Raw genomic sequence first — 25,694 nt, 5'->3', positions numbered from 1 at the left:
AAGGCAACCCTCGCGGTTGCCTTCTTGCATTATGGATACAATATTTACCCGTGGCCCCTCGCTGAATATTCGCTTGGCATTAGCTTTGGCAATGTCTGTATTGTTGATCGTGCTTGATTATAAGCTGGATACGTTTTCGACGACCCGGGTATTTCTTAACTCGTTGGTGAGCCCGGTTCAGTATCTGGCGAATTTGCCTGGGCAGCTGCTTAACGCCAGCGCCCAGCGGCTAACTTCGCAACAGGCCCTCATTGAAGAAAACCAGCAACTGACCAACCGTATTTTATTGCTCAACGAAAAGCTGCAGCGCTTTACCGTGCTTGAGCAGGAAAATGCCAAACTGCGTCGCTTACTGGATGCGCCGGTGCGCCAGAATATGCGCAAAATGGTGGCCGAACTCATGGCGGTGGACAACACCCCTTACAGCCAGCAGATCGTTATTAACAAAGGCGCTATTGATGGCGTGTTTCTGGGGCAGTCTGTGCTGGATGAGCGCGGTATTGTGGGACAGGTGATGGAAGTGGGTAGTATTAACAGCCGGGTACTGTTAATCAGCGACGTAACACATTCTATACCCGTGCGCTCGGTACGCAATAACAGCCGATTTATCGCGTCTGGCGGCGGTGCCATTGACGAACTCTATCTTAGCCATGTACCGCACAGTGCCGATATTCGAGAAGGGGATGTACTGGTGTCTTCAGGATTGGGTAAGGTTTTTCCGGAAGGGTATCCGGTGGCTGAAGTGACCCGCGTGGTGCGGGATGAGTCGCGCCCCTTTGCCCAGGTTAATATAGAACCGCTGGCAAAGCTAAATCGCCTTAAATTCTTGCTGTTACTGTGGCCCCAGGATGCGCCTGAATCACCGCCTGTGGATGGGGAGGTGAGCAGTGATTAAGGTTCGCCACTACACCATAGCGCTGACATTGCTGGTGGCCATGGTGTTCCAGATTATTCCGGTGCCGGCGCAGGTGGATTTATACCGCCCTGACTGGGTACTCATTGTGTTGTCATACTGGGTAATGGCGTTACCACACCGGGCAAACGTGGGCGTGGCCTTTACCAGTGGTCTGGCGCTGGATATTTTGCTGGGTACTGCCATGGGAGTGCACAGTTTTGCGCTAAGCGTGGCTATTTATGTTCTGGCCGCCAACTATCAGCGGTTACGTAATTACTCCGTATGGCAGCAGGCCATTATTATCGGCGTGGTTTCGGCTCTTTATCATTCGCTGTTGTTCTGGTTGATGCGCCTGCTGATGGACGTCAATTTCCGCTTTGAAGATTTGTGGCCGGTGCTTACATCCATGGCGTTGTGGCCCTGGATATTCTGGATGTTACGTAAAGTAAGAAGGCAATTGAGGATCACATGAAGCAGCTTCGTCCACTGGTACTGGCTTCTGCCTCTCCACGCCGCGCCGAACTATTAAGTCAGATTGGGGTCAAATTTACTGCAAGACCGGCCGATATAGATGAGTCAGCTAAGGCGGGCGAAAGCGCCGAAACGCTGGTGCAGCGCCTCGCCGCTGAAAAAGCCATTGCGGCTGCCCGTTTGCTTAAAGAGCAGGATACTGCTGTTGTGCTGGCCTCAGATACGGTGGTGGTGCTTGATTATAAAGCCCTGGGCAAACCGGCCGACAAAGTCGACGCCACCAGTATGCTGTCGGCACTAAGCAACCGAAGCCATCAGGTTATGACTGCGGTGAGTGTGTTAGATGGCACGCAGCAAACAACGCTATGCGTCACCACCACTGTGCATTTTGGCCCGTTATCAGCGGCCCGGATAGACGATTACTGGGCAACCGGTGAACCGGCAGATAAAGCCGGGAGCTATGGAATTCAGGGCATTGGTGGTCAGTTTGTAAAGTCGATTGAAGGGAGCTACAGCGCTGTGGTTGGATTACCACTGTATGAGACCGTACAGCTGCTGACAGAATTTGGAGTCATCGAATGAGTGCAGAATTGCTAATTAACGTGACACCGTCGGAATCACGTGTTGCGCTGATTGAAAATGGTATTTTGCAGGAAGTGCACGTAGAACGGCATACCAAGCGTGGTCTGGTGGGCAATATCTACCGTGGCAAGGTAAGTCGGGTATTGCCGGGTATGCAGGCGGCGTTTGTTGATATCGGCCTGGATAAAGCCGCCTTTCTGCATGCTTCAGATATTGTCATTCACAATGAAGTGGTTGGCGAGGTGTCTACCAGCCATATCGAAAAACACGATATTCGCGATCTGGTTCGTGATGGCCAGGATATTGTGGTGCAGGTAGTAAAAGATCCCATTGGCACCAAAGGCGCGCGCCTGACTACTGATATTACTATTCCTTCCCGCTATCTGGTGTTTATGCCCAGCGTTACCCACGTCGGGGTTTCCCAGCGCATTGAAGACGAAACCGAACGTGAGCGTTTAAAAGAACTGGTAGCAGAATTCTGTGACGACGAAGGTGGCTTTATTTTACGTACCGCCGCGGAAGGTGTTAGTCAGCCTGAGCTAAAAGCAGACGCGGCCTTTTTGCGTCGGTTGTGGAGTAAAATTCAACAGCGCATGAAAAAGCGCCGCTCTCATGTGTTGTATGAAGACTTACCGCTGGCGCGTCGTGTGTTGCGCGACTTTGTCGGCACCGAACTGGACCGAATTCGTATTGACTCCAATTTATCGCATCAGGAGCTGGGTCAGTTTACCCGCGAGTACGTGCCGGAAATGCATTCCAAGCTGGAGTATTATCCGGGCGACCGTCCAATTTTTGATTTGTACGATGTAGAAAATGAGATGCAGCGGGCGCTGGAGCGCCGGGTCGATCTGAAATCCGGTGGCTATCTGATTATCGATCAAACCGAGGCCATGACCACCATCGACATTAATACCGGTGCATTTGTCGGCCATCGTAATCTGGAAGAAACCATCTTTAACACCAATACTGAGGCCACGGCGGCCATTGCCCGTCAGTTACGCCTGCGTAATCTGGGCGGTATGATCCTGATTGATTTTATCGACATGACCAACGCCGATCACAAACGCCGGGTGCTCAATAGTCTGGAAGCGGCTACCAGCAAAGACCGCGCAAAAATCAATATTCATGGATTTACCTCACTGGGGCTGGTGGAGATGACCCGCAAACGCACCCGTGAGAGCCTCGAGCACATTCTGTGTGGTGACTGTCCGGTGTGTAAAGGCCGTGGCACGGTTAAAACCATTGAGACTATCTGTTTTGAGATTATGCGTGAAATTGTGCGGGTAAACCGGGCTTACGATGCTGATATGTTTGTGGTTTACGCCTCGCCAACCGTGGCCGACTATCTGCTGGGCGAAGAGTCGCATATGCTGGCTGAACTGGAAGTATTTGTTTCGAAACAAATTAAAGTACAAACCGAAACCTTATACAACCAGGATAAGTATGATGTGGTAATGATGTGAATCGAGTGCTCAGTGTCGCCACCTACATTGTTAAAAAGCTTTGGTTATTTTGCGCCATTGCTTTAGTGCTGTTTGCGGTGGCGCTGAGTGCACTTCGTTACACCTTGCCCTATCTTGATGAAGAAAAACACCTGATTGAAGACTACCTGAGTGCCCAGTATGGCATCCAGCTGACTATCGAAAGCTTGTCGGCGGCTTGGCAGGGGACCGGACCCAGTATTGTCCTCAATGGTGTGAAATTTCAGCAAAATGATCTGTCACCGGTGGAGCTTAAGCTGGAACAGGTTTACGTGGAAGTGGATTTCTGGCAAACCTTGCAGCAGCGAGAGCTGTCTTCCAAACGCTTTGATTTAGTCGGACTGCACGCCCAAATTGATACCCAGCGCATGGAAAAAGGCGGTGAAGGCGATTTTCCTATTGTAGAAGCGCTGCGCAGTCTGTTCCTCGATCAGCTCCAAAGCTTTTCGCTGTTACACGGTGAAGTTGTCCTGGTGACCCCGGGTGAAGAGGAAGTGATAGAACTTTCACAACTTTACTGGGTGAATCGTGAAGGAAGACACCAGGGGCGCGGCGCGATTCGGGTTCAGGAACTGGCTAACAATTCGGCCTCCTTTGTGCTGGATTTGCATGGCGGTAAATCAGACTTATCCGGAACCTTATATGTAAAAGGTGAATCGCTGGATATTTCCCCCTGGATCAGTGCCTTACTACCGACGCGTTCACCGCTGCAATACAGTCGTGGCAATTTTGAATTTTGGGCCAGCCTGCAGAAAAACCGGGTAGAAGCGGTGCAAATGGAGTTTGACGACAGCGATATTGCCTGGCGTTTGGATAACGAAGGCAGCGTATTGCAGACGCAAATTCTGGGCGGAGAGATTCAGGCATTACCCACTGATAATGGTTGGTCGGTCAGGGTTGACCAGCTCATTTTGCAAGCGGATAGCAATACCCTGGTAACCGATCTGGTGGGCAACGTGGATAGTACGGGCAAGCTCACTATTAATACCGTTAAACCCATTTCCCTGGCGCCTATTATTGCGCTGGCGCCACTGTTTGCCGAAGGCAACAGCGGCAAACTGGTAAAGCAGCTGAATCCCACCGCCGAACTGGCTACGTTGCAAATTCAGTGGCATAACAAGGCGCTTGGGGTGGCCGCTAAAGTGTTTGATATGCACTGGAATCAAAGCGGCAGCGTACCAGGCATCAATGCGATTGATGGCGAATTTTTCTGGTACGGCGACCATGGCGCGCTGACACTGGATGCCACCAATGCTGAGCTGGCTATTAATAATCTGCTGCCGCAGAATATGACGCTTAACCGTTTGCAAGGCCAAATCTATGTTTACCGGGAACAAACCACACAGGCCAACACTGAATGGGTGTTGAGCCTGCGGGATTTAGACGTAGAAAGTGATTTACTGCGCTTCAGGCAAAACATTCGTTATCAGTTTACCAGCGGTATGCTAAGCGCCACCATGGCTATTGACCACATGTCATTGCCAGAGGTACCCGGCCTGTTTCCCGCCCATTATATGGGGCAGGGCACGGTGGATTACCTGACCCGGGCCTTTAGTGGCGGCGGTGAAGTACAGCAGGCTGCGGTACTATGGTATGGCAACCCGGCAGCATTTCCGTTTAACGATGGGCAGGGTGTTTTTCAGGCCAGCGTAGACGTAAACAATGCCGACTTTACCTTTGCGCCGGACTGGCCTGCTCTTGCCAACGTAAATATGCATTTGCTGTTTGAAAATGAGTCATTAACCATGACCAGCCCGGCGAGCCAGCTCAAAGACATTCAGCTAACCAATGTCTATGCCAGGATCCCGCGTTTAGCCGGATCTTCGGTACTCACGATTGACGCTAAAGGCAATGGCAGTGGAGCACAGGTTGCCGATCTGATGCGCCACTCCGGGCTAAGCGACTCGCTGGGTAAAATACTCAGTCAGGAAGTGGTGGTTGAAGGCCAGGTAGAAAGTGACGTAAAACTGGAAATCCCGCTAACGGGCCAGGATGTGAAAGCCTCCGGCGTTGCCCGACTCACTGGTAACCAGGTCAGTATCGAAAGCCTGGGGCTTACCTTTGGGGCGGTGAATGGTGAGGTGGAGTTTGCTAACGCGACTATTACTATCAATAAGCTGGCGGCTAATTTGTTTGAGCAACCGGTCACGGTCACACTGGCAGGTAATCAGCTTAGCGATGAGTATTTACTGGATATCGAACTTAATGGTCAGTGGGCTGCACAGCCTTTGGTTAAGCAATTTATCCCGGCTTTCCAGCCCTATTTAACCGGCGATGCGCAGTGGCAAACCGATATTTCGGTGTCGTTGGGACAACAAGGTTTTCAATATAATGCCTCCCTTAACAGTGAGTTAAGTGGGGTAGTGTCGAAACTGCCGGAGCCGCTGCAAAAAGACAAGATGACGGTTAAAGAGCTGATGGTGCTGGTGGACGGTAACCAGGATGCTTCGGATGTTACCCTTAGTCTTGGCAACGACGTGCATTTTTCCGGCGTGTTACCCCACGATGTCCGACAATTTGCCGGTGCCCACCTGGCGCTGGGTAACAGCGATATCGTAGGGTTGGGAACCGGTTTTAGTATTTCTGCTGCGATGCCGGTAGTGGATGTGGCACAGTGGTACCGGGTGATCGATTTACTGATTGGTGGACTGGCAGAAGACGTTGAGGCAGAAGCCAAAGTGGCATCCGGGCATAACTATTTCTCGGTACCGCAACGAATTTTTATTGAAACCGAAAATCTGCTGGTGGCGGGTCAAACCCTGACCGATGTCACCATTTCGGCGCGCCAGCAGAGTAATAACTGGTCGTTAAACGTGTTGTCGTCGCAGGCAAAGGCCGAAGTGAAATTGTTTGATGCCTGGCTGGAGCAAGGTATCGAAGTGGATGCAGATTTTATTCGTCTGACTGATTGGCAATCTGACGAGGCTGACACTGAACAACAAAAAGTGGCTTACGATTATCAGCCGGACGCGCTGCCACCTCTGCGTTTCCACTGTGACGCCTGTAACTTCCTTGATAAAGAGTTTGGTACCGTTGACCTGGAAGTCACCCGGGTTGATGGCGGGATGATGATAAAGCGTTTTGATGCGACTAACGACGACGGCAAACTCCGGGCTACCGGCAGCTGGTTACGTAAATCTGCTGCGCAATCGACCACCCATTTTGAAGGTGAAATTACCAGTACCGATATTGGCGCACTGCTGGCTGAGTTAGGCGTTAATTCCGGGATCAAAGACTCTAAGGCGAATATTGATTTTGCCCTCGACTGGGATAATTCGCCGTTTAACTTTTCGCTTGAGACGTTAAACGGTAGCGTCAACACCGAGCTGACCGACGGCTATTTAACTCAGGTCAGCGACAAAGGCTCGCGCATATTTACTATTTTCAGCCTTAACTCGCTGGTACGAAAGCTGAGTCTGGATTTCAGGGATGTGTTTGCTCAGGGCTTCTTTTACGACGACATTAAAGGCAGCTTAAACATAATCGATGGTGTGGCCAGCACTTCTGATACCGTAGTTGATGGCGGTGCCGGTGAAATTGAGATAACCGGCTACACCGATTTGGCCCATCGCACGCTAAATTACAACGTGAGTTTTGCCCCCAATGTGACCGGGAATTTACCTTTCCTGGTGTATTTTATGGTGAATCCGCCCACTGCACTGGCAGCACTGGCGCTCGATCAGGTGTTGACCTCGGCCAAAGTGATCTCTAATGTGAATTATCATGTGACCGGCACACTGGATAATCCGGAATTAGAAGAGGTGGGGCGTAACAGCAAGGAAATCGAGCTGCCCGCACAGCGTAAACCGCCTGAGGAAGACGGTATCGACGCTGAACCCCCTGCCCCAATACAGCAGCAGGAGCCTATCGATGCAGACAGTTAATCTGGCCGCTATACAAATGACGTCCGGCCCAGATGTTCAGAGCAATCTGGACTTCGTTGAATCACAACTGGCGGAAGCAGCGTTACCCGCCCATACTATTGTTGTATTACCTGAGTGTTTTGCTTGTTTTGGCACCCGTGATGGTGTGTTGCTAAGTATTGCTGAGCAACCTGGTGATGGGGCTATTCAGCAGCGCTTAGCGGATATTGCCGCTCGCTACCGCTGTTACCTGGTGGCTGGCACAATTCCAGCGACGACCGCGGATCCGCAAAAGTTTACGGCCTCCTGCTTTGTTTATGGACCGGAAGGCCAGGTACTGGATTGTTATAATAAAATCCATATGTTTGATGCTGCGGTGGCAGACAACACCAAGGCTTACCGTGAATCCAAATACACCCAACCCGGTGAGCGAGTGGTGGTTATCGACACCCCGGTAGGCAAAATCGGCGTTGCGGTTTGCTACGATGTGCGATTTTCCGGTTTGTTTGATGCTATGGGCGAGATTGACGTACTGGTGTTACCGGCCGCGTTTACCCAGGTTACCGGTGCTGCGCACTGGCATACATTGTTACGTGCCAGAGCTATCGAAAAGCAGTGTTTTGTAGTTGCCGCCGATCAAACCGGCACTCACGTAAATGGTCGTGAAACCTATGGGCACAGCGTGATATATTCGCCATGGGGAGATTTACTGGCACAACGCGAAACTACGCCGGGCATTGTGCAGCAAACAGTGTCCCTTGCAGATATCAAAAAATACCGTCAGGCCATGCCATTGGCTCAACATAATCGTTTCAGGAGTCACTTTGTTAAATCAAGTTGAAACAAATCTACTGGCTGACTCGGGATTAACCCGCGCCTCTCTGGATACCGCGCTTGCGTCGATCCATTCTCATCAAAACGACTACGCCGACCTGTACTTTCAATCCAGCCAGCATGAAAGCTGGGTAATGGAAGACGGCATTATTAAAGAAGGCAGTTTTAATCTGGAGCGTGGGGTAGGTGTTCGTGCCGTAAGCGGTGAGAAAACCGGATTTGCTTACTCTGACGAAATCAGTGTCGAGGCTATTACCAAAGCCTGTACTGCCGCACGCAGTATTGCGCCTATTGGTGGCCAGGTTAAAGTAGGTAAGCTAACGGATATCGCACCGGTTAGCCGTTATGCGTCTGACAACCCCATTCTGGCCATGGCCGAAGCCGAAAAAATTGCCTTACTTAAAGCCGTCGATGCTTACATTCGTCAGCAGGACAGCAGCCTAAATCAGGTAGTTGTGTCGTTAAGCGGCGTATACGAGGAAGTACTGGTGGCTGGCAGCGATGGCACCCTGGCAACGGATATTCGCCCGCTGGTACGCCTGAACTGTTCGGTATTACTGGAAAACGGCGACCGCCGTGAGCGCGGCAGTGCCGGTGCGGGTGGACGTCATACCTATGCTTTCTTTACCCGTCAGGAAGATGGCCGGCCGTTTTATGAACAAATCGCAGACGATGCCCTGCATATGGCCCGGGTGAATATGCAGGCGATTGCTTCGCCAGCCGGACTCATGCCGGTTGTGCTGGGCAGCGGTTGGCCGGGTGTGTTGCTGCACGAAGCAGTAGGGCATGGTCTGGAAGGCGACTTTAACCGTAAAGGCGCATCGACCTTTGCTGGCCGCATTGGTCAGCAGGTGGCGGCCAAGGGCGTTACCGTGGTAGATGACGGTACCCTGGATAACCGCCGTGGTTCGCTGACAGTGGATGATGAAGGTACGCCAACGGCACATAACGTGCTGATTGAAGACGGTGTGCTAACCGGATATATGCAGGACAAAATGAATGCGCGCCTGATGGGAGTAAAGCCTACCGGTAATGGTCGTCGAGAGTCTTACGCGCATTTGCCCATGCCCCGCATGACCAATACCTACATGCTGGAAGGCCAGTACAGCCCGGAAGAAATTATTGCCACTATCGACAAGGGCATTTACGCGCCTAACTTTGCCGGTGGTCAGGTGGATATTACCTCCGGTAAGTTTGTCTTCTCCAGCGCCGAAGCCTATTTAATTGAAAATGGCAAAATCACCGCGCCGGTTAAAGGCGCAACGCTGATTGGTAATGGCCCGGAAGTCATGCAGAAAATTTCCATGATCGGTAATGATGTAGCGCTCGATCGTGGCGTAGGTGTGTGTGGTAAAGACGGCCAAAGCGTGCCGGTTGGCGTGGGTCAGCCCACCCTTAAAATTGACGAGCTGACCGTTGGCGGGACCAGTTAATCCTGGTCCAGCATATGTTCTTTAAGATACTGAAATAACTCGCGATAGGCTTTAGGCGGAGCATTTTTGCTACGCTCTTTGCCAATTGCCCGGTGAAACTGACGAAGCTTCTGGCGCTCAAGTGCCGGGCATTCATCAATGGCTGCCTGAATGGCGTCATCGCCTCGGTCAGCAATGGCATCGCGGGTTTTTTCTAACAGATGGAAGCGCGCATTTTGCGCCTGGTGCAAATGTTGTAACTTAGCCAGCGCTTCCTCAATGGGTGAGATATCGCGACTGCGCATTAACTTACCAATAAACTGTAACTGACGGCGAAAACCATCTTTTTTACGGTTTATTTTGCGGGCCAGCGTTACTGCATCGGCCAGCTCATCATCCATAGGGATGGTTTTTAAGTGCGCGTCAGACAAATTTACGAGTTGCTCGCCAACTTGCTGCTGTAAGGCAGACAGGCGTTTAAGCTCAGATTTACTAACGATTTCATCGTGCTCGGGATAGCTGTCGTCGTTATCCCAATTAGTGTCATCATACTGACCTGGGTCGTTCATTGGACTCTCGTTTAAAACTGATAATGCTAAATTGTAGCCATGAACAACGGACATTTATAGCGAAACTTCTATGCAGATCGAACAACAACTAGCAGAAATTCAATCGAAAGTCGCCGATACGCTTAAGTTAGCGCTTAAAAAGGGCGCTACTCAGGCCGAGGCCAGCATGTCGAAGGTTGAGGGAATCTCGGTTTCCTCTCGCTTACGGGAAGTGGAAAATATCGAATTTACCAACGACGGTGGTCTGGGGATTAGCGTGTATGTGGGTAAACATAAAGGCAGCGCTTCTACTGCCGACCTAAGTATGGAAGCCCTCGCGCTGGCCGTTGAAAAAGCGGTTGATATTGCGCGTTACACCAGTGAAGACCCCTGCACAGGCCTGGCCGATGCCGAGCTGATTGCGACGGAATTTCCGGACCTCGATTTGTACCATCCGGTGCCGCTGGACCCACAGGCTGCCATTCAGAAGGCCATTGCTGCTGAGAGCGCGGCGCTGGACTTTGACCCAAGGATCACCAATTCAGACGGTGCCAGCTACAACGCCAACATTGGTATGCGCGTTTATGGCAATACCCATGGCATTAATGCAGGTTACGCCAGCAGTCGCTATAGCTTAAGCTGTATGATGATCGCCAGTGAAAATGACGATATGCAGCGAGACTACGCCTACACCGTAAGCCGTGATGCCAGTAAACTGGACTCACCTGAGGCGGTTGGTCTGGAAGCGGCAAAATGCACTGTAGCGCGCCTGGGCGCACAAAAAATTAAAACGGCTACAGTGCCTGTACTTATTGATAAACAGCTCGCCTCGAGCTTGTTTGGCCACTATGTGGGCGCGATTAGTGGTGGTTCTCTGTACCGCCGTTCGTCTTTCCTGCTCGACAAGCTCGGTAGCCAGGTATTTCCCGAGTGGTTAAACATCGTTGAACGCCCGCACATTAAAGGCGGTCTGGCCAGCAGTAACTTTGACCATGAAGGCGTCGCAACCAAAGACATGACTATTGTTGATGCCGGGAAGCTGTCGACCTATCTGTACACCAGTTATTCTGCACGTAAACTTAACACCGTTACCAATGGTCATGCTGGTGGTATTCATAACTGGATTATCAGCGATTCTGGTCAGTCGGATGCCGAGCTGCTGAAAACCATGGGGACCGGCCTTTACGTAACCGAGATGATGGGGCAAGGCGTTAATATTGTGACCGGCGATTATTCGCGCGGTGCAGCAGGCTTCTGGGTAGAAAACGGCGTGATTCAGTATCCGGTGCACGAAATCACCATTGCCGGCACATTGCAGGAAATGTATGCCAATATCGTGGCGATTGGCGCTGAACGGGATTGCCGTGGCAGTGTTAGTACCGGTGCGGTATTACTGGAAAAAATGAAGATTGCCGGTGCGTAACTAACCATACAAAAAGGCCCGTTAAGGGCCTTTTGCATATCAGGGGCCGGAAATAGATTTCCCATGCCATCTGACTAAAGCGCATAAAGCAAAACAGCAGCAACGGCTTACACCGGTTGCTGCTGTGACTCAATACGTAAAAGAGCGTTTGTTTTCTTAGCTGTCTACAGAACCGCAGAAACGGTAGCCTTCACCGTGGATGGTGACGATCAACTCTTCTTCGTTCGGCTCAGACTCAAAATGCTTACGAATGCGACGAATAGTAACGTCTACTGTACGGTCATTCGGGCGCAGTTCACGGCCGGTCATTTCCATAATCAGCTGTTCACGGGTAAGAATCTTACCTGGGTTGCTTAAAAACAGGTGCAGAGCACGGAATTCGCTGCGAGGTAAACGGAATTCGTTACCGCTTGGCGCGATCAGTGAGCGGCTGTCACCGTCCAGCGTCCAGCCGTTAAAGCTTACGCGGCTAGGCAGATCATCGTCTTCGGTGCTGCTGGTAGTGCGGCTTAACAGGTTACGTGCGCGGATAGTCAGCTCACGTGGGTTAAACGGCTTGGTGAGGTAATCATCTGCACCAATTTCCAGACCTAAAATGCGGTCTACGTCATTATCACGACCGGTTAAGAAAATCAGGCCGATGTTTTTACGATCACGTACTTCACGAGCCAGAATCAATCCGTTTTTACCAGGTAGATTAATATCCATAATTACCAGATTGATTGTGTGATTTTCAAAAAAGTCATGCATTTGTTCGCCGTTTTCTGCTTCAAAAACGTTGTAGCCTTCGGCTTCAAACAAACTTTTTAGTGTGGTTCGGGTGACCACTTCATCTTCTACAATTAATATGTTGGGCGTCTGCATGTTCACACTCTTTTTACAAAAATTACTATTCTATACAAAGTTTATCAGATTTTATTGTTATCAGTCTTTCAACTTGCAAATTAATTGCCACATTCGTAAAAGTACGCTTAAGGGCAAGTTAAGTCCAAGAAAAAATTTGTTAAATAACGTTTTTTTATGATTTTTTTAAAGTGACTGGAAATGTCAGGGTGTACTCGACACCATTACCTTCTTCGCTTTCTAATTTTATATTGCCACCGAGCGCTTGGGTCACCAAATTAAATACCAGATGCATACCCAGACCAGAACCGCCTTGCCCCCTTTTGGTTGTAACAAAGGGATCAAAAATACGGCTTTTTATGCTCTCGGGTATACCACTTCCGTTATCTCTGTAAATTATTTTCAGTTTTTGGTCATCAGTCAACCTAGCTATGACGTCAATTTTGCCGTTTTCAACCGTTTCAAAGGCATGTAGCAAAGAATTCATAATTAAATTGATTAAAATTTGATTTACCGGGCCTGCTTTACAGTTAACGTTGAGGGTTTCCGGACAATCAATACTAACAGTATGACTGACTTTTTTAAGCCTTGGTCTGAGCGACATCAGTGTTTCTTCGATTAATTGTCTGACGTTGACTTCGCGCGCTTCTTCGCTGGACTGATCGACGGCAACCTGCTTAAAGCTCGAAATCAGTTCGGCTGCTCTGTCGAGGTTGCGGTAAATAATGTTGAGGTTTTCGCGGCTCTCGTCGATAAATCGCTGCATGGAACTGGCTTTAAGGGTTTTATCCTTAAACTGCTGGTCGATAACCGCAAGCCTGTCGAGCATCATGGTAGAGGCGGTAATACCCAGACCGATAGGCGTATTTACTTCGTGGGCGACACCGGCAACCATATCACCCAGTGAGGCCATTTTTTCGTTTTCGACAATCTGGCGCTGAAACTGATGGAGCTTTTCCAGGGTCTGGATCAGCTCATCGTTGGCACTCTTAAGCGCTACGGTACGCTGATGGACTTCTTCTTCCAGGCGGCTGTTAAGTGTCTGCAACTGCTTTTCTGCCTGTTGCTGTTTAACAATGTACTCTTCTACCCGGGCCAGTAATACATTTACCGAGTCGAGCATCTGATTATACTCGCGGACATGAGTGGCAGAAAAACGCAGGGAGTAGTCGCGGGTGCGGGCTACTTTCTGCAGCATCAGCGTGATGTCCTGGATAGGGTTACTTAATTTCTGGCCATATTTAAGCGCCACCATAAAGGCCGCAATAATAATCAGCATAACCGTGGCTAACTGGACCATGCGGGTATTGGCGATGTACTCATAAAAAGACTTAGCCGACAGACGCACGTAAACATAGCCGAGGGTTTTGTCTTCCAGGTTAACCGGACGAATTACCTCAATGATTTTGTCATGCTCATTTAACCGCGGCGTAAAGAAGCGCGCCATGTCACCGATGCGACTTTCTACGGCGGTGGTGGTCGACTTGCTGAACAAGGCCTGCATTTCCGGTGTGTCGGAGCCTGTTACAGTATAAATATGTGCGTTGAGGACATTGGGAAAGCTATCGAGCCCGTTTAGCAGAATTGACAGTCTGTCACTCTGGGCTAATTCCTCGTTTATATCAGTCGGAGGAACGGCGAGAATCGGCCGCGCCGAGGTGGCTACCATATCAGCTATTGAGCGCGCGCCCTGCAACAGCTGATTTTTTACTTCGGCATGTTGCAGATAGTTTGTGATTAACGTAGACAACAGCATAGCGCCGCCTGAAATGGCAATCACAAGCCAAATAATAATGCTTTTAATCGACAAACTGGCAGTCGGCTGAGACATGAAAAATGTTAACTAAGCCTGGGAAGATGAATACCTTAATATTGGCTTATAATACCTGAAAAAGAAAGTATTCTCGCAGTTTGAGACCGGCAGGTTTGCATGCTGGCATCAGGCTGATTTACCCGATGCCGGGCAGATTAGTGATGAATACTCTGATAAAGCGCCAGATATTGCTCTGCGGCTGCCTGCCAGGTAAAGCGGGTGTGCATGCCCCTTTGTACCATTTCCCTGAAATTTACCGGACATTCGTGGTAAGCCAGCAGCGCCCGGCGTATACAGGTTAGCAATGCCTCGGGCGTAGGTTCGGCAAACATAAATCCGGTGGCGGAGTGGGGCGCATACTCGGGGTCGACGACGGTATCTTTAAGACCGCCAACAGCGCGAACAATTGGCACCGTGCCATAGGCCAGGCTGTACATCTGGTTAAGTCCGCAGGGTTCAAACTGAGATGGCATTAAAAAGAAATCAGCACCGGCTTCTATCAGGTGAGCATGTTCGGTACTAAAGCCATTGATAAACGAGAACTGTTCGGGGTGTTGTTCGGCAAACTCGCCGAGGTCCTGACAAACCCGCGGATCGCCGGTACCAATAATGACCAACTGCAATTTGTGCTGAATGAGCCGGTCAAGAATAGGAATTAAATAGCCAAACCCTTTTTGCTCGGTCAGGCGGCACACCATGCCAAATACCGGGATAGCGGGCTCAACGGGTAAACCTGATTTTTTCTGTAAAGCGCTTTTACATTGCGCTTTACCGGTGAAGTCGCCGGCATCGAAATGAGCCGGAATGTAAGGGTCGGTTAAAGGATCCCACTGGGTGTAATCACAACCGTTTAAAATCCCGGATAAATCGTTCTGGCGCTGCATCAGGCGGTCGTGCAGTCCGTGACTGCCTAAATCGGTGAGCAACTCGGCAGCGTAGTTGGGGCTAACAGTGGTGATTTTATCGGCGCACTCAATTGCAGACTGCAAAAAGTTAATATAGCCGCCGTGTACCTGCTGAAAAATAGCCGGATGCTGACGTAAAAATGGAATTTCGTCGATACGATGAACGCCCTGAAAAGCTGCGTTATGGATAGTAAACACGCTGCGGGTGTTGGCAAAATAGCCGCTGCGGTCATTTTTCAGTAAGAAGGGCAGCATGGCGGTATGCCAGTCGTGGCAATGAATGATATCAGGCTGCATGCCTAAGGCCTGTAAACCGTTAAGTACCGCACCACAGAAAAAACTAAAGCGCTCGCCGTTATCGTAAAAGGCTTCGTAGGCACTGTTGTACAAGCCATCACGATCGAAATATTCAGGGTAATCAACAAAGTAAATGTCTATACCATGCCAGTGCAGCTGGCGCAGCGAATAGTGATAAACCTTACTTTCGCTAAACAGTGTCTGACTACTGCAGGCTTCGGATAACGAGAACTGCTCAGCGATAGCCCGGTAGTAAGGTAAAAAGATACTGATAGTGTGATCGGGCGATTTAAGGGCCAGCGGCAGCGCTTTACCCACATCGGCCAGTCCGCCGGTTTTTACTAGCTCTTCGACTTCAGAAATGGCAAAAACGATGTTCACACTGCTCTCCTGCGGTTATATCTGGTGTCAGCCGTTAAATTATCACACAAGACAAGGATTTAAACGCTAACTTTGTGCGAAATAAACAGAAAAACGACTGTCCTGAGTCAGTAATTTGGGTTGAGAAAACTGTTCTGCAAGTAACTCGGCATAAGGCAGAAAACGGTTTGCCACCAGATACAGCGTGCCCTTGGGCAATAAATGCTGTCTCGTGCCCTGAATAAATTCACGGGTAATCCGATAATCGGTTTTTACGCCCGTGTGGAACGGTGGATTGGTGACCACGGCGTGATATTTGCCGGCTACGCCCTGCAAGGTATCAGTGGCAATCAGCATGCCCTGTTGATTATTGCTGTGCAGGGTTTGCGCGCTGCTCCACAATGCCAGCGCACTGACATCCAGTAACTCCAGACTGGCTTTGCTGCCCGCACTTAACAGGTAACTGGCTATTACGCCGGCACCACAGGCAAAATCCAGTACTTTGCCAGATACTGTGGCGGGGAGTTCAGAAAGTAACATGGCCGTACCGGCATCCAGTTCACGATGACTGAACACGCCGGGCAACGAACAAACCTTCCATTGAGTGCCCTGGCTGGTGTAAGTGTCTTTAGCCAGATAATCACCGATATTAAAACCAGTAGGGGCGTTTTCCAGATAACAGGTTAGCCAGCTGCAATGGCGGGCTGAGTCGAGTTTATCCACAGCACCATAGCTTTGCATGGTTTTGCCTGCACTTTTGATACCGCCGCGGTTTTCGCCAATCACATGCACGCGATGCCCGTTACCGGCAATAGCGCCAGCCATTGCCATGAGCATGGCCAGATGTGCTTTAGCCTTAGGCATAAAAATAAGCACATCGGTAATGTTGTCTGCCTGACAAATAAAAGGTGCAAAAATATGAGTATGGTTACCTGTTGTGGCAGACAACTGCAGCGATTCGGGGTTGTTTATTATGTCCTGGCTGGCAAACCGTGCAGCCTCACGCTGGCGGGTGGCCTGACTGAAAACATCAAAGTACTGGTGTAATACCATGAGCGACAATTCGCTCAACGAGCCAAATAAACTCGCGTCATCAGGATTAATAATGAGCCAGTTACCTTCATCAAACTGCTCTTTGTTACGCAGGATCAGCTGACTTTGCGGCGATAAACTCATGCGGTACGCTCGTAAATCAGATCCCATACGCCGTGGCCGAGTTTTTGACCGCGTACTTCAAATTTAGTGATAGGGCGATAATCCGGTCGCGCGACATAATCGCCTTCGGCTGCGGTATTGCTATAGCCTTCAGCGGCGTTCATTACTTCTGCCATAAACTGGGCATAGGGCTCCCAGTCGGTTGCCATGTGGAATGTACCGCCGATGGCCAGTTTGGTGCGAACCAGTTCAGCAAATTCAGGTTGTACGATGCGGCGTTTGTGGTGACGCTTTTTATGCCATGGATCCGGGAAGAACAACTGCAAACGGTGCAAGCTACCGTCCGGGATCATGTTTTTTAAAACTTCAACGGCATCGTGCTCCATCACGCGCAGGTTTTCTACGCCCAGCTCACCGGCATCAGCAAGGCAGGCACCTACGCCAGGGCGGTGTACTTCAATGCCAATAAAGTTTAGCTCAGGTGCCTCATGGGCCATGGTGACCAGGGATTTACCCATGCCAAAACCAATTTCAATCACCACAGGCGCTGCGCGGCCAAATACCTCAGTAAAATCCACCGGCTCGCTCTGGTAATCGATACCTTTTGTGGGCCAGAATTCTTCTAACGCCCGCCCCTGAGCCTTGGTTAAACGCCCCTCGCGCTTAACAAAACTTTTGACTTTACTGATGTAGATGCCGGCTGCTTCAGCTTCGGCCTGTGAGTTAAATTTTGCCATGATATTCTGTCACCTGTTGATTGCCGCGGCATTATCCACGACGCGTACAAAATTGCAACGGTCTGGCGGCGTGCTTACCTTTATACGCTATGCCCAATGCTGGACGCCTGATTGTTGTATGATAGCCTAAGCATTAAGCTAAGCGAATGGAATATAACAGAATGTCGCAACACTATTGCCCCCGGTGCGGACAGTCGGCTCTTACCAGCAAAGATAATAATTGCTACCAGTGCAGTAAGTGTGATTTTGAAGTTTTTCGCAATGTGGCGGCGGCAGTAGGAGCGGTTTTGGTTTATAACCAAAGCGTGTTACTGCTAAAGCGTGGTAAAGCCCCGTCCGCTGGTGAATGGGATTTACCCGGCGGGTTTGTTAATCCTAATGAGTCAGCCGAACAAGCACTGCGCCGTGAGATGCTGGAAGAAACCGGTATTACACTCACTACGCCTTTGCGTTATCTTGGCGCCTGGCCAAATCAGTATCCCTATAAATCGTTGGTCTATCCGACCATGGATATCTTCTTTGTTACAGAGCTTTCTGAATTACCTGATTTTACCTTGGATAAAGACGAGGTGAGCGCTTACCAATGGTTTAATAAAGACGCCTGTCAGGGACTTGCTCTTGCTTTCCCTTCTGCCCAGCATGCGTTAAATACCTGGCTGAACTCAGGCGAATAACTCGTTTAGTAAAGCGGCCACTGCAGCAGGCTGTTCCAGCATCATCATGTGACCACTGTCTTCAACCGGCAGTAATCTTGCACCCTTAATACGCTCTTTGGCCGATTGCATTGCTGAATATGGGGCGACGGTATCCTGTTTTGCGCCAACTAAATACACCGGACATTTTAGCTGCCCCAGCTTTGCGGTGAGATCCTTTCGCGGTGTTGTACTTTGTATGTGTGCTCGCAGCGTGGCCGCGCCCAGGTCGCTGGCCATATCGGTTACAAAGGGCAGAATCTCATCGCTATGTTCGGGCAACATCATATTGGCCAGATAGCTTTTGGCTGTCACATCGACATTACCGCTCTTTAGCTGCTGAATAAGCGTTTTGCGCCGCTTTAATTCGCGCTCAGAAAGGCCGGTTGGGACATAACCCAGTAAAGTTAACGAGGCCACTTTATCCGGATAAGTGAGCGCCCAGAGCGCCGCGATATATGCGCCCATGGAATAGCCTATCAGGTGGTTTTTGCCATCGGGGTCGGTGCGGTCACTGGTGAGCGCCAGCATTTCTTCTAAACTATTTGCCCATTGCAGCGGTACATAAGCTCTGGAGGGAATGTTGAGCTGTTTCCATACCGGCAGCCACACACGTTCATCACACAATGTTCCGGGTAAAAAAACATAACGCATAAGGCTGTCCTCTGAAAAAAGTCGTGGGCAGCCTATCAGGCTCTACGGTATCGGCGCAATCACTGATACACTTCCGGGCTGAAATTGGGAGTAGAAAGTCGTGAATTCATTTTCAACAAGGGTATTAGCGTGGTTTGATGCCCATGGCCGCAAGCATTTACCCTGGCAGCAGGACATATCGGCATACCGGGTCTGGGTATCAGAAATTATGTTGCAGCAGACCCAGGTGACCACTGTCATCCCTTATTTTGAGCGCTTTATGCAGCGCTTTCCAACAGTGACGGATTTGGCTAACGCCCCACAGGATGAAGTGCTGCATTTGTGGACAGGGCTTGGATACTACGCCAGAGCGCGAAATTTACACAAGGCGGCGCAAAATATTGCAGAGCAATATAATGGCGAGTTTCCGCAAACCCTGGAAGAGGTAATGGCGCTGCCCGGGATTGGCCGCTCAACTGCAGGGGCCATACTTTCTATCGCCTGCGGGCAGTCTCATCCGATCCTGGATGGCAATGTAAAACGAGTTTTGGCGCGCTATTACGCGGTAGATGGCTGGCCCGGGAAAAAGCAGGTAGAACAACAGCTCTGGCAGTATGCTACGCAAAATACTCCGGCCGAGCGCACCAATGATTACACTCAGGTGATGATGGATCTCGGGGCGATGATATGCACCCGGAGTAAACCTCGTTGTGATGAGTGCCCCTTACAGCAGGATTGCATTGCCTATGCGCAGGGTAATCAGACAGACTATCCGGGTAAAAAGCCGAAAAAAGCGTTGCCGGTAAAAAGCACGGTGATGTGGATCCCGTTTTATCAGGGCAGTGTGTTACTTAAACAGCGCCCGACCACTGGGATTTGGGGCGGGCTATGGAGTTTTGTCGAAAGCGAATCCGCTGATGATATCCCCACTGATATTGCCAGGTTTGCAGGTAAAGAGTACAACGCTGAACTGCTGTCGCCATTCAGACATACATTCAGTCACTACCATTTGGATATTCAGCCCAAATTGTTACATTGCCAGTCACTTAATCAGGTTATTGGTGAATCGGGGCATAGCTGGGTTTCGTTACATGAACCATTAACAGTGGGCGTGCCCACGCCGGTAAAAAGATTGCTGACCGAACTGTCGAAACAGTTATAATCACACTACATTAACGCGGAGAATAACGATGCCCAGAACGGTACATTGCGTACATTTAGACAAAGAGGCTGATGGCCTGGATTTTCAGCTTTACCCGGGTGAACTGGGAAAACGTATTTTTGACAACATTTCAAAAGAAGCCTGGGCTGAATGGCAGAAAAAGCAGACCATGCTGATCAACGAAAAAAAGCTCAATATGATGGAGCCTACTGACAGAAAATTCCTGGAAGAGCAAATGGAGGCGTTTCTGTTTGAAGGCAAGGAACCCACGATAGAAGGCTATGTACCGCCGAAAAAGCCGTGATTTTGTACTGATTGCACAAAGAACACGCAGTTAAATAAAATATTAAAAAAAGTGGTTGACTTAAAAGCGCGAAACTCGTTAAATACGCACCCACAGCAGGACGGCACTAGCCGAAAACGCTAACCAGATTTGCCTCGATAGCTCAGTTGGTAGAGCAGCGGATTGAAAATCCGCGTGTCCCTGGTTCGATCCCGGGTCGAGGCACCATTATTCAGAAAGCCTCGCATGAAAATGCGGGGCTTTTTTGATCCTGTCGTCAAATATAAGAACGGGACACGCTTGCGTATCGCCTGCCGGTAACCGTGAGTCGCGATCCCGGGTCGAGGCACCATTATTCGAAAAGCCCTGAACAGAAATGTTCGGGGCTTTTTGGTTTTAAAGCCAGAAATAAACAACTCGTTGATGGAAAGGGACAGTGTCCCATTCGGTGACCCTGCCGGGAACTGTGGTTCGCTGTCCCACCAAAGTGAAAGTGCACGCAGCCAACATCCTCAAAGACGAAACTGTGTGTGATGCATGATGACGCCTTACCGCTCTCTCAATGGCATAACATGCTCGTTGTTGTCCACAGTTCCAATCCGTCCATGCCAATATATGCATTGCATTTTTATCGAAAGCATTCTGACACTCCTGTGGTCTTTGATTAAATAGCAGGCAAAGTTATTGTTGTTTATGGCGTGCTCGGTAAATCGTTATCACGCTGATTGTTTAGCTTAATGCCGTATTAATACATCGTATGTGTTGAGTTAAAACAGGTCGCCTTCAACTAAACGTCCATTTTATTTAGCCAACTGTACATTAAATACTTCGGTTCATAGACCCCGATGTGCATAGCCTGTAGCGTGTCGGAAACATAGAAAATGAGTTTGTTATGCGCCATTTCTGTGTGGGCGCTATGTAGATTTAGCTGGAGAGCCAGGTGCTTTTAAAATCCGAAAGACCAAAACTCACAACAGTTTTGAGCGGTCTTCGTCATCTTTTAGGACGAATTTCCATGGGAGAGGTCAGGTATTTAAATAGTACCTTGCGAGCCCCATGGTCAATCGACGTGCCCGTCAACACTGATGGTATGCAATTTCATTTTAATACCGGCGGCGTGGCCAGAGTGAGCACCAGGGAGCAAATTATCACACTTCACAGTGGTGATATTTTATTATTTAAACCTGGTATGGCACATGTCATTTGTAGCAGTTTGGATTGTTCTGCCATTCCATTTGATAAGCTGCCTCTTAAGTTCGTTTCTGAAGGTTATCGTACGCTGGAATTAAACGGGGGCGGTTATACAACCAATTTGCTTTGTGGCGTTATAAGCCTCAGCGAAGCTGAAAATCGAACGCTGTTTACCACGTTGCCCGATTATTTGCTCATTCGAACGACAGCACATCACAGTAGTAAGTTAATCAGGTATTTTAGTGAACTTATTATGAGAGAGACTCAAGAAAACGAAAAACCTGCTGGAAGTGTAATTACCCAACTGGCTGATGTGTTAATGATGAGTGTACTCAAAGAATGCTGTAACTGTGTATCGTCTATACCTGATTCACAGATTCGTTATTTGAATGACCAACGTATAGCCAACGCCATGCAGATGCTGCGAGATGCGCCATCAGCGGCATGGACACTAGAAAAACTGGCCAAAAAGGTAGGCATGTCGCGCACCAGTTTTGCGGTGCAATTTAAAGATTTGGTGGGGCATTCACCCATGGATTTTCTCACCGCATGTAGAATGGATCAGGCGTTTACAGCATTACAATATTCTGATGATTCTATCCTATCTATTGCGCTGGATGCAGGCTATCAGTCTGAATCAGCATTTTCCCGGGCATTTAAGAAAGCCAAAGGACAAACTCCGGGCGCGGTTAGAAAACTCGCGCAAAATAATTAGCTTTATCAATTCAATATTGTGGTAATCCTGGTATCGCCTCTGTGATCTGGCTATCAGGCTAAAATTGGCACGCCTTGTTTAACGTGCGTTTGTCGAAGACTAGATTTGTACTGCAAACACCAACTCTTCCTATCTTTACTGTTCTTTTTTACAGACATAAAAAAGCCCGCTAACAGAATTATTAGCGGGCAATGCCATCCAGGGAGATAGTAGTACGGCTTACTCGAAGCGTACTACCACGGAGGCGTTAACTCTGCGTCCAACCAGGTCATAGAGTGGATCAAAGGTGTAACCCGGTGGGATTTTGTTAAAGGCGTTACGTAAACCAACGCTCATTTCAACATTGTCGGTAGCGAGATACCTGACTGCAAAATCATGAGTCCAGATAGAACCAATAAATGCTGGCGATAAATCTTCCGGTGTATCTGCACCAGGCGACACATCAAAAGTGGCCACGCGGTCGATAAACCGACTCGTGTGATTTAATACCCAGTCACCAAGGTGGTAGTCCAGCACGGTGCGCAACTGATACTCAGGATTGCCGACTTCACCTACATCAACATTGATTTCGTCGGGGCGATCCTGAAATTCGAAGGTTTCTAAATCGTTCACTTTGTTACCTTGCAGGTTCAGGCGGATTTCACCCGGTAAACTAAGCGCAGCCAATTCGGCTTGGTAACGTAACTGAAACTCTACGCCGGAGGTGTAAATTGCAGACGCATTAACAAAGCCTGAACGTACCAATTCCACGTTATTTTCGGCATTACGATCTATCTGATTACAGAAGCTTTGATCCGGGCCTCCGGTTGCGTCTACGCAGTTATCCAGAATATCCTGCGCATCAACGGCATTAATCGCATCCTGAATATCAATTTCATACCAGTCGAGCGTAAGTGAAAAGTTATCGATGAAGGCAGGGGTCCACACTACGCCAACCGTTTTTGATTTGCTGGTTTCCGAGAATAGGTCAGGGTTGCCACCAGAAAGGATATCAATACTTACGTTATCATTGGCTTCAAAGCCGGCAGGGATCCCCAGTGCCAAACAGTTCGCAGCGCGGTCAGGGTCATCATTGATGTTATCGACATCGCAAGGGTCATTTATGTTTTCAAAGCCCGGGGATTGTGGGCTGAATGCTTCATCTACATTTGGTGCACGTACCGCTTCACTCACGGTTCCACGAATTCGTACATCTTCAATCGGTGCCCACATAAACCCTAGTTGCCAGGCATCTGCGTTACCAGCATGCGAGTAATCGGCACTACGGAATGCGGCATCTAAAGTAAGTTCCTGGAGTAAGAACATGTCTTTAATCAGCGGTGCACTAATTTCGATAAAAAATTCGTCAACATCAAATGAACCTGAGGAGTCAGGGGTGGCAGCATTGGTATATACACCTTGTTTGGTGAGTTCATCAGTAGTCGTACTGACTTTTTCTTCGCGGTATTCATAGCCAACAGCAAAGGCTAATGGCCCACCTGGTAATTCAAAGTAAGCACTGGAATCAAACGATAATGAACCACCAAAAACCGTTTGTTCAATTTCGTCTTTTCTTTCTACATCTCCGGAAATAAAATCGTACGCTTCAGCTGATCCCTGGCCAAATCCAAAGGGATTAAAAGGAGCACAATTTTCTGGATTAACGGTACTCGGATCTTCGTAGCCTTCCCCTTGAGCTTCTGGAACCTGGCTACGGCAGGCAATATTGCCTGTGGCTGGATCGATCACAGCATCAAGTGCTGCATTGAGATTTCCCGGGATAAGATCGTTAAGCGTTCGGCGGGTGTTTGAGGTTTCGCCATAGGTGTAAAATACATCGTAGTCAAAGTCTGTGCCGCCTAGTGAGAAGTAGCCATCAAAGCCACCAATTACTCGGAACAGTTCTCTATCGTTTGCCGCGGAGCGATTACCAATATCGTCGAAGAAGCGGGAAATCTCTACGTCGCCGGTTTGACCATTGGCAAATAACTCAGCTCTGGCAGCTTCTGGTAAATAGGGGTTGTCAGTGGCGTTAAAAGAAATTCCGCCAAAACGGAACGAGGGTTGAAACTGCTGCTCAATGTCTTTTTCGATATATTTGATATCGCCATAAAAACGCACGTTATTGGTAATGTCATAACGAAAGGTACTGGCCAGAGTAGTGGTTTCCTGATCAGGAATATAGTTTTCGTAATCTTCGCCAAAAAAGACAGATTCGTAGGGCTGATCAAAGGTACCAAAGGCAAAACTGTTATCAAAGTTGCGCGACACCTGGGTAAAGGGGGTTCCATCTGGTGTAAAGGTTAACCGTGGTCCGCCGCCAAAAGGGTTAATAACAGTAAAGCGGTTTATGAATTCAGACCCCACATTCTGTGCCCGCAGGCGATCAGGAATACCGTCATCCTCGCCTGTATCATCCGGGTTAATATAAGACCCCCAGTTTGCCGCTTGCTGAAGCTCTGGGATCAGCACTTCATTAATTTGGCTGCGTTCGGCGTAAAAAGTAATGTTTCCTCGTTCATCATCAAAATTACTCCCCACTAAGACACCGAAATTGTAGGTATCGTTGCCGATCCCTTGGGTATCAGTATTGCCACTGGCGCGAAACTCAACACCTTCGAAATCGTCTCGTAAAACAATGTTTATAACACCCGACACCGCGTCTGAACCGTAAACCGCCGATGCTCCCCCGGTAATCACGTCGATACGTTCGATCAACGCATTAGGTATAGAGCCAGTATCTATCGCACTGCTAAATGGCGAACCGGCCACATGGCGTTTGCCGTTAACCAGGGTGAGTGTGCGGTTTTCACCCAATCCACGTAAATCGGGAGAGCTTAAACCTGCATTCTCGTTAATGTTATTATTGCCGATGAGCGTTGCACTAGCGCCGATGGCCGGCAGCTCGGCCAGAATGCTACCCAGGTCCGGATTACCAAATCGAGCAATTTCGGCAGCATCAACAGAAAGAACCGGCGCAGGTGAAGTAAGTTCTGCCCGTTTAATTCGCGAACCGGTAACTTCAATCTTTTCGATACTGGCGTCATCGGCATTCTTGTCGGGAGCAGACTCCTGGGCATAAACTTGCATAGAGAGTACCGAGAGACTTCCCACCAGCAAAGCTTGTTTAACTGCGTGAGACAGATGTTTTAACTGATACATGTCGTGTTTCCTGCTTTATCTTTGTTGTCAGAAAACAGTGTATTTCGGGTCAGGCCAAGAAGGATGTGCAGAGCGTTCAAAATGTTTGACCGATCGTTCAAAAATACACGGAAATGACGTTAGAGCGGGGGCAAGACTGTGTGCCGTTTACAAAGGTTCTAGCGTCGGTTGGTTGCTATTAATAAAACCTACCGGTAGATATAACTGATAATAAATTTTTACTAACCACACTGACGTCCAGCGCTTTACGGTTTCATC

General features: G+C 49.2%; 20 protein-coding genes and 1 tRNA gene. 13 read left to right on the top strand and 8 right to left on the bottom strand.

What is annotated here, in order from left to right; translation table 11 throughout:
* Positions 1–31 precede the first annotated feature (31 nt).
* The 7 genes from mreC to tldD are packed head-to-tail and all read left to right on the top strand — an operon-like array spanning position 32 to position 9,559.
* On the top strand, positions 32–895 hold the full coding sequence (gene mreC, locus BFC17_RS22050; RefSeq protein WP_070178683.1) for a rod shape-determining protein MreC: 864 nt from the start codon (positions 32–34) through the stop codon (positions 893–895).
* A complete protein-coding gene (gene mreD / locus BFC17_RS22045; RefSeq protein WP_070178719.1) occupies positions 891–1,367 on the top strand; it encodes a rod shape-determining protein MreD in 477 nt (158 codons plus the stop codon). Before mreC ends, mreD begins: the two co-directional genes overlap by 5 nt.
* On the top strand, positions 1,364–1,948 hold the full coding sequence (locus BFC17_RS22040; protein WP_070178682.1) for a Maf family protein: 585 nt from the start codon (positions 1,364–1,366) through the stop codon (positions 1,946–1,948). The genes mreD and BFC17_RS22040 overlap by 4 nt, the downstream gene beginning before the upstream one ends.
* Entirely contained in the window at positions 1,945–3,411 is a 1,467-nt protein-coding gene (gene rng, locus BFC17_RS22035; RefSeq protein ID WP_070178681.1) for a ribonuclease G, read from the top strand. The genes BFC17_RS22040 and rng overlap by 4 nt, the downstream gene beginning before the upstream one ends.
* On the top strand, positions 3,408–7,313 hold the full coding sequence (locus BFC17_RS22030; protein ID WP_070178680.1) for a YhdP family protein: 3,906 nt from the start codon (positions 3,408–3,410) through the stop codon (positions 7,311–7,313). The genes rng and BFC17_RS22030 overlap by 4 nt, the downstream gene beginning before the upstream one ends.
* Positions 7,300–8,133 carry a carbon-nitrogen hydrolase family protein gene (locus BFC17_RS22025; protein WP_229681097.1) on the top strand — a complete coding sequence of 278 codons (834 nt, stop codon included), beginning with the start codon at positions 7,300–7,302 and terminating at the stop codon, positions 8,131–8,133. Before BFC17_RS22030 ends, BFC17_RS22025 begins: the two co-directional genes overlap by 14 nt.
* Positions 8,117–9,559 carry a metalloprotease TldD gene (tldD, locus tag BFC17_RS22020; RefSeq protein WP_070178679.1) on the top strand — a complete coding sequence of 481 codons (1,443 nt, stop codon included), beginning with the start codon at positions 8,117–8,119 and terminating at the stop codon, positions 9,557–9,559. Before BFC17_RS22025 ends, tldD begins: the two co-directional genes overlap by 17 nt.
* On the opposite strand, the gene yjgA is transcribed toward tldD, so the two are convergent.
* Positions 9,556–10,107: a ribosome biogenesis factor YjgA gene (yjgA, locus tag BFC17_RS22015; protein ID WP_083271900.1), complete on the bottom strand. Its 552-nt coding sequence runs from the start codon at positions 10,105–10,107 to the stop codon at positions 9,556–9,558. The genes tldD and yjgA overlap by 4 nt on opposite strands.
* A 70-nt stretch (positions 10,108–10,177) precedes the next feature.
* Here yjgA and pmbA point away from each other — a divergent pair, with 70 nt between their 5' ends.
* A complete protein-coding gene (gene pmbA, locus BFC17_RS22010) occupies positions 10,178–11,509 on the top strand; it encodes a metalloprotease PmbA (protein WP_070178678.1) in 1,332 nt (443 codons plus the stop codon).
* Positions 11,510–11,665: 156 nt separating this feature from the next.
* Here pmbA and arcA read toward each other — a convergent pair whose 3' ends face one another.
* The 5 genes from arcA to trmB all read right to left on the bottom strand — a co-directional run bounded on the left by arcA (position 11,666) and on the right by trmB (position 17,619).
* Complete coding sequence (gene arcA, locus BFC17_RS22005; protein ID WP_070178677.1) at positions 11,666–12,373, bottom strand: two-component system response regulator ArcA; 708 nt, start codon at positions 12,371–12,373, stop codon at positions 11,666–11,668.
* A 154-nt stretch (positions 12,374–12,527) separates the two neighbouring features.
* Positions 12,528–14,183, bottom strand: coding sequence for a sensor histidine kinase (locus BFC17_RS22000; RefSeq protein ID WP_070178676.1), 1,656 nt, complete (start codon positions 14,181–14,183; stop codon positions 12,528–12,530).
* A 137-nt stretch (positions 14,184–14,320) separates the two neighbouring features.
* Positions 14,321–15,748 (bottom strand): glycogen synthase GlgA, encoded by a 1,428-nt coding sequence (glgA, locus tag BFC17_RS21995; RefSeq protein ID WP_070178675.1) that lies wholly within the window; start codon positions 15,746–15,748, stop codon positions 14,321–14,323.
* Between the two features lie 66 nt (positions 15,749–15,814).
* Positions 15,815–16,903, bottom strand: a complete 1,089-nt coding sequence (locus tag BFC17_RS21990; protein ID WP_070178674.1) for a methyltransferase — start codon at positions 16,901–16,903, stop codon at positions 15,815–15,817.
* Positions 16,900–17,619, bottom strand: coding sequence for a tRNA (guanosine(46)-N7)-methyltransferase TrmB (gene trmB, locus BFC17_RS21985; protein WP_070178673.1), 720 nt, complete (start codon positions 17,617–17,619; stop codon positions 16,900–16,902). The genes BFC17_RS21990 and trmB overlap by 4 nt, the downstream gene beginning before the upstream one ends.
* 146 nt (positions 17,620–17,765) lie before the next feature.
* Here trmB and BFC17_RS21980 point away from each other — a divergent pair, with 146 nt between their 5' ends.
* On the top strand, positions 17,766–18,293 hold the full coding sequence (locus BFC17_RS21980) for an NUDIX hydrolase (RefSeq protein WP_070178672.1): 528 nt from the start codon (positions 17,766–17,768) through the stop codon (positions 18,291–18,293).
* Here BFC17_RS21980 and BFC17_RS21975 read toward each other — a convergent pair.
* Entirely contained in the window at positions 18,282–18,965 is a 684-nt protein-coding gene (locus tag BFC17_RS21975) for an alpha/beta fold hydrolase (protein WP_070178671.1), read from the bottom strand. The genes BFC17_RS21980 and BFC17_RS21975 overlap by 12 nt on opposite strands.
* A 100-nt stretch (positions 18,966–19,065) precedes the next feature.
* Here BFC17_RS21975 and mutY point away from each other — a divergent pair, with 100 nt between their 5' ends.
* The 4 genes from mutY to BFC17_RS21955 all read left to right on the top strand — a co-directional run bounded on the left by mutY (position 19,066) and on the right by BFC17_RS21955 (position 22,295).
* The gene (mutY, locus tag BFC17_RS21970) at positions 19,066–20,106 is read left to right on the top strand and encodes an A/G-specific adenine glycosylase (RefSeq protein WP_070178670.1); all 1,041 of its coding nucleotides are present in this window, start codon (positions 19,066–19,068) and stop codon (positions 20,104–20,106) included.
* A gap of 28 nt (positions 20,107–20,134) precedes the next feature.
* Entirely contained in the window at positions 20,135–20,410 is a 276-nt protein-coding gene (locus BFC17_RS21965) for an oxidative damage protection protein (RefSeq protein WP_070178669.1), read from the top strand.
* Between the two features lie 131 nt (positions 20,411–20,541).
* Positions 20,542–20,617: transfer RNA gene (locus BFC17_RS21960), tRNA-Phe, on the top strand.
* A 712-nt stretch (positions 20,618–21,329) separates the two neighbouring features.
* Positions 21,330–22,295: an AraC family transcriptional regulator gene (locus BFC17_RS21955; protein ID WP_139142164.1), complete on the top strand. Its 966-nt coding sequence runs from the start codon at positions 21,330–21,332 to the stop codon at positions 22,293–22,295.
* A gap of 219 nt (positions 22,296–22,514) precedes the next feature.
* On the opposite strand, the gene BFC17_RS21950 is transcribed toward BFC17_RS21955, so the two are convergent.
* Positions 22,515–25,436 carry a TonB-dependent receptor plug domain-containing protein gene (locus tag BFC17_RS21950; protein WP_070178667.1) on the bottom strand — a complete coding sequence of 974 codons (2,922 nt, stop codon included), beginning with the start codon at positions 25,434–25,436 and terminating at the stop codon, positions 22,515–22,517.
* Positions 25,437–25,694 lie beyond the last annotated feature (258 nt).

Source organism: Marisediminitalea lipolytica (genome assembly GCF_001758465.1).
In the GTDB taxonomy this organism is placed as follows: domain Bacteria; phylum Pseudomonadota; class Gammaproteobacteria; order Enterobacterales; family Alteromonadaceae; genus Alteromonas; species Alteromonas lipolytica.
This window is presented reverse-complemented; position numbering and strand designations above follow the sequence as displayed.

What these genes read in the sequence shown, in the direction of transcription:
- mreC (WP_070178683.1), top strand. Translation starts at nt 32, where the DNA reads ATGGATACAATATTTACCCGTGGCCCCTCGCTGAATATTCGCTTGGCA.
- BFC17_RS22040 (WP_070178682.1), top strand. Translation starts at nt 1,364, where the DNA reads ATGAAGCAGCTTCGTCCACTGGTACTGGCTTCTGCCTCTCCACGCCGC.
- rng (WP_070178681.1), top strand. Translation starts at nt 1,945, where the DNA reads ATGAGTGCAGAATTGCTAATTAACGTGACACCGTCGGAATCACGTGTT.
- BFC17_RS22025 (WP_229681097.1), top strand. Translation starts at nt 7,300, where the DNA reads ATGCAGACAGTTAATCTGGCCGCTATACAAATGACGTCCGGCCCAGAT.
- yjgA (WP_083271900.1), bottom strand. Translation starts at nt 10,107, where the DNA reads ATGAACGACCCAGGTCAGTATGATGACACTAATTGGGATAACGACGAC.
- pmbA (WP_070178678.1), top strand. Translation starts at nt 10,178, where the DNA reads ATGCAGATCGAACAACAACTAGCAGAAATTCAATCGAAAGTCGCCGAT.
- arcA (WP_070178677.1), bottom strand. Translation starts at nt 12,373, where the DNA reads ATGCAGACGCCCAACATATTAATTGTAGAAGATGAAGTGGTCACCCGA.
- BFC17_RS22000 (WP_070178676.1), bottom strand. Translation starts at nt 14,183, where the DNA reads ATGTCTCAGCCGACTGCCAGTTTGTCGATTAAAAGCATTATTATTTGG.
- BFC17_RS21990 (WP_070178674.1), bottom strand. Translation starts at nt 16,903, where the DNA reads ATGAGTTTATCGCCGCAAAGTCAGCTGATCCTGCGTAACAAAGAGCAG.
- trmB (WP_070178673.1), bottom strand. Translation starts at nt 17,619, where the DNA reads ATGGCAAAATTTAACTCACAGGCCGAAGCTGAAGCAGCCGGCATCTAC.
- BFC17_RS21980 (WP_070178672.1), top strand. Translation starts at nt 17,766, where the DNA reads ATGGAATATAACAGAATGTCGCAACACTATTGCCCCCGGTGCGGACAG.
- BFC17_RS21975 (WP_070178671.1), bottom strand. Translation starts at nt 18,965, where the DNA reads ATGCGTTATGTTTTTTTACCCGGAACATTGTGTGATGAACGTGTGTGG.
- BFC17_RS21965 (WP_070178669.1), top strand. Translation starts at nt 20,135, where the DNA reads ATGCCCAGAACGGTACATTGCGTACATTTAGACAAAGAGGCTGATGGC.
- BFC17_RS21950 (WP_070178667.1), bottom strand. Translation starts at nt 25,436, where the DNA reads ATGTATCAGTTAAAACATCTGTCTCACGCAGTTAAACAAGCTTTGCTG.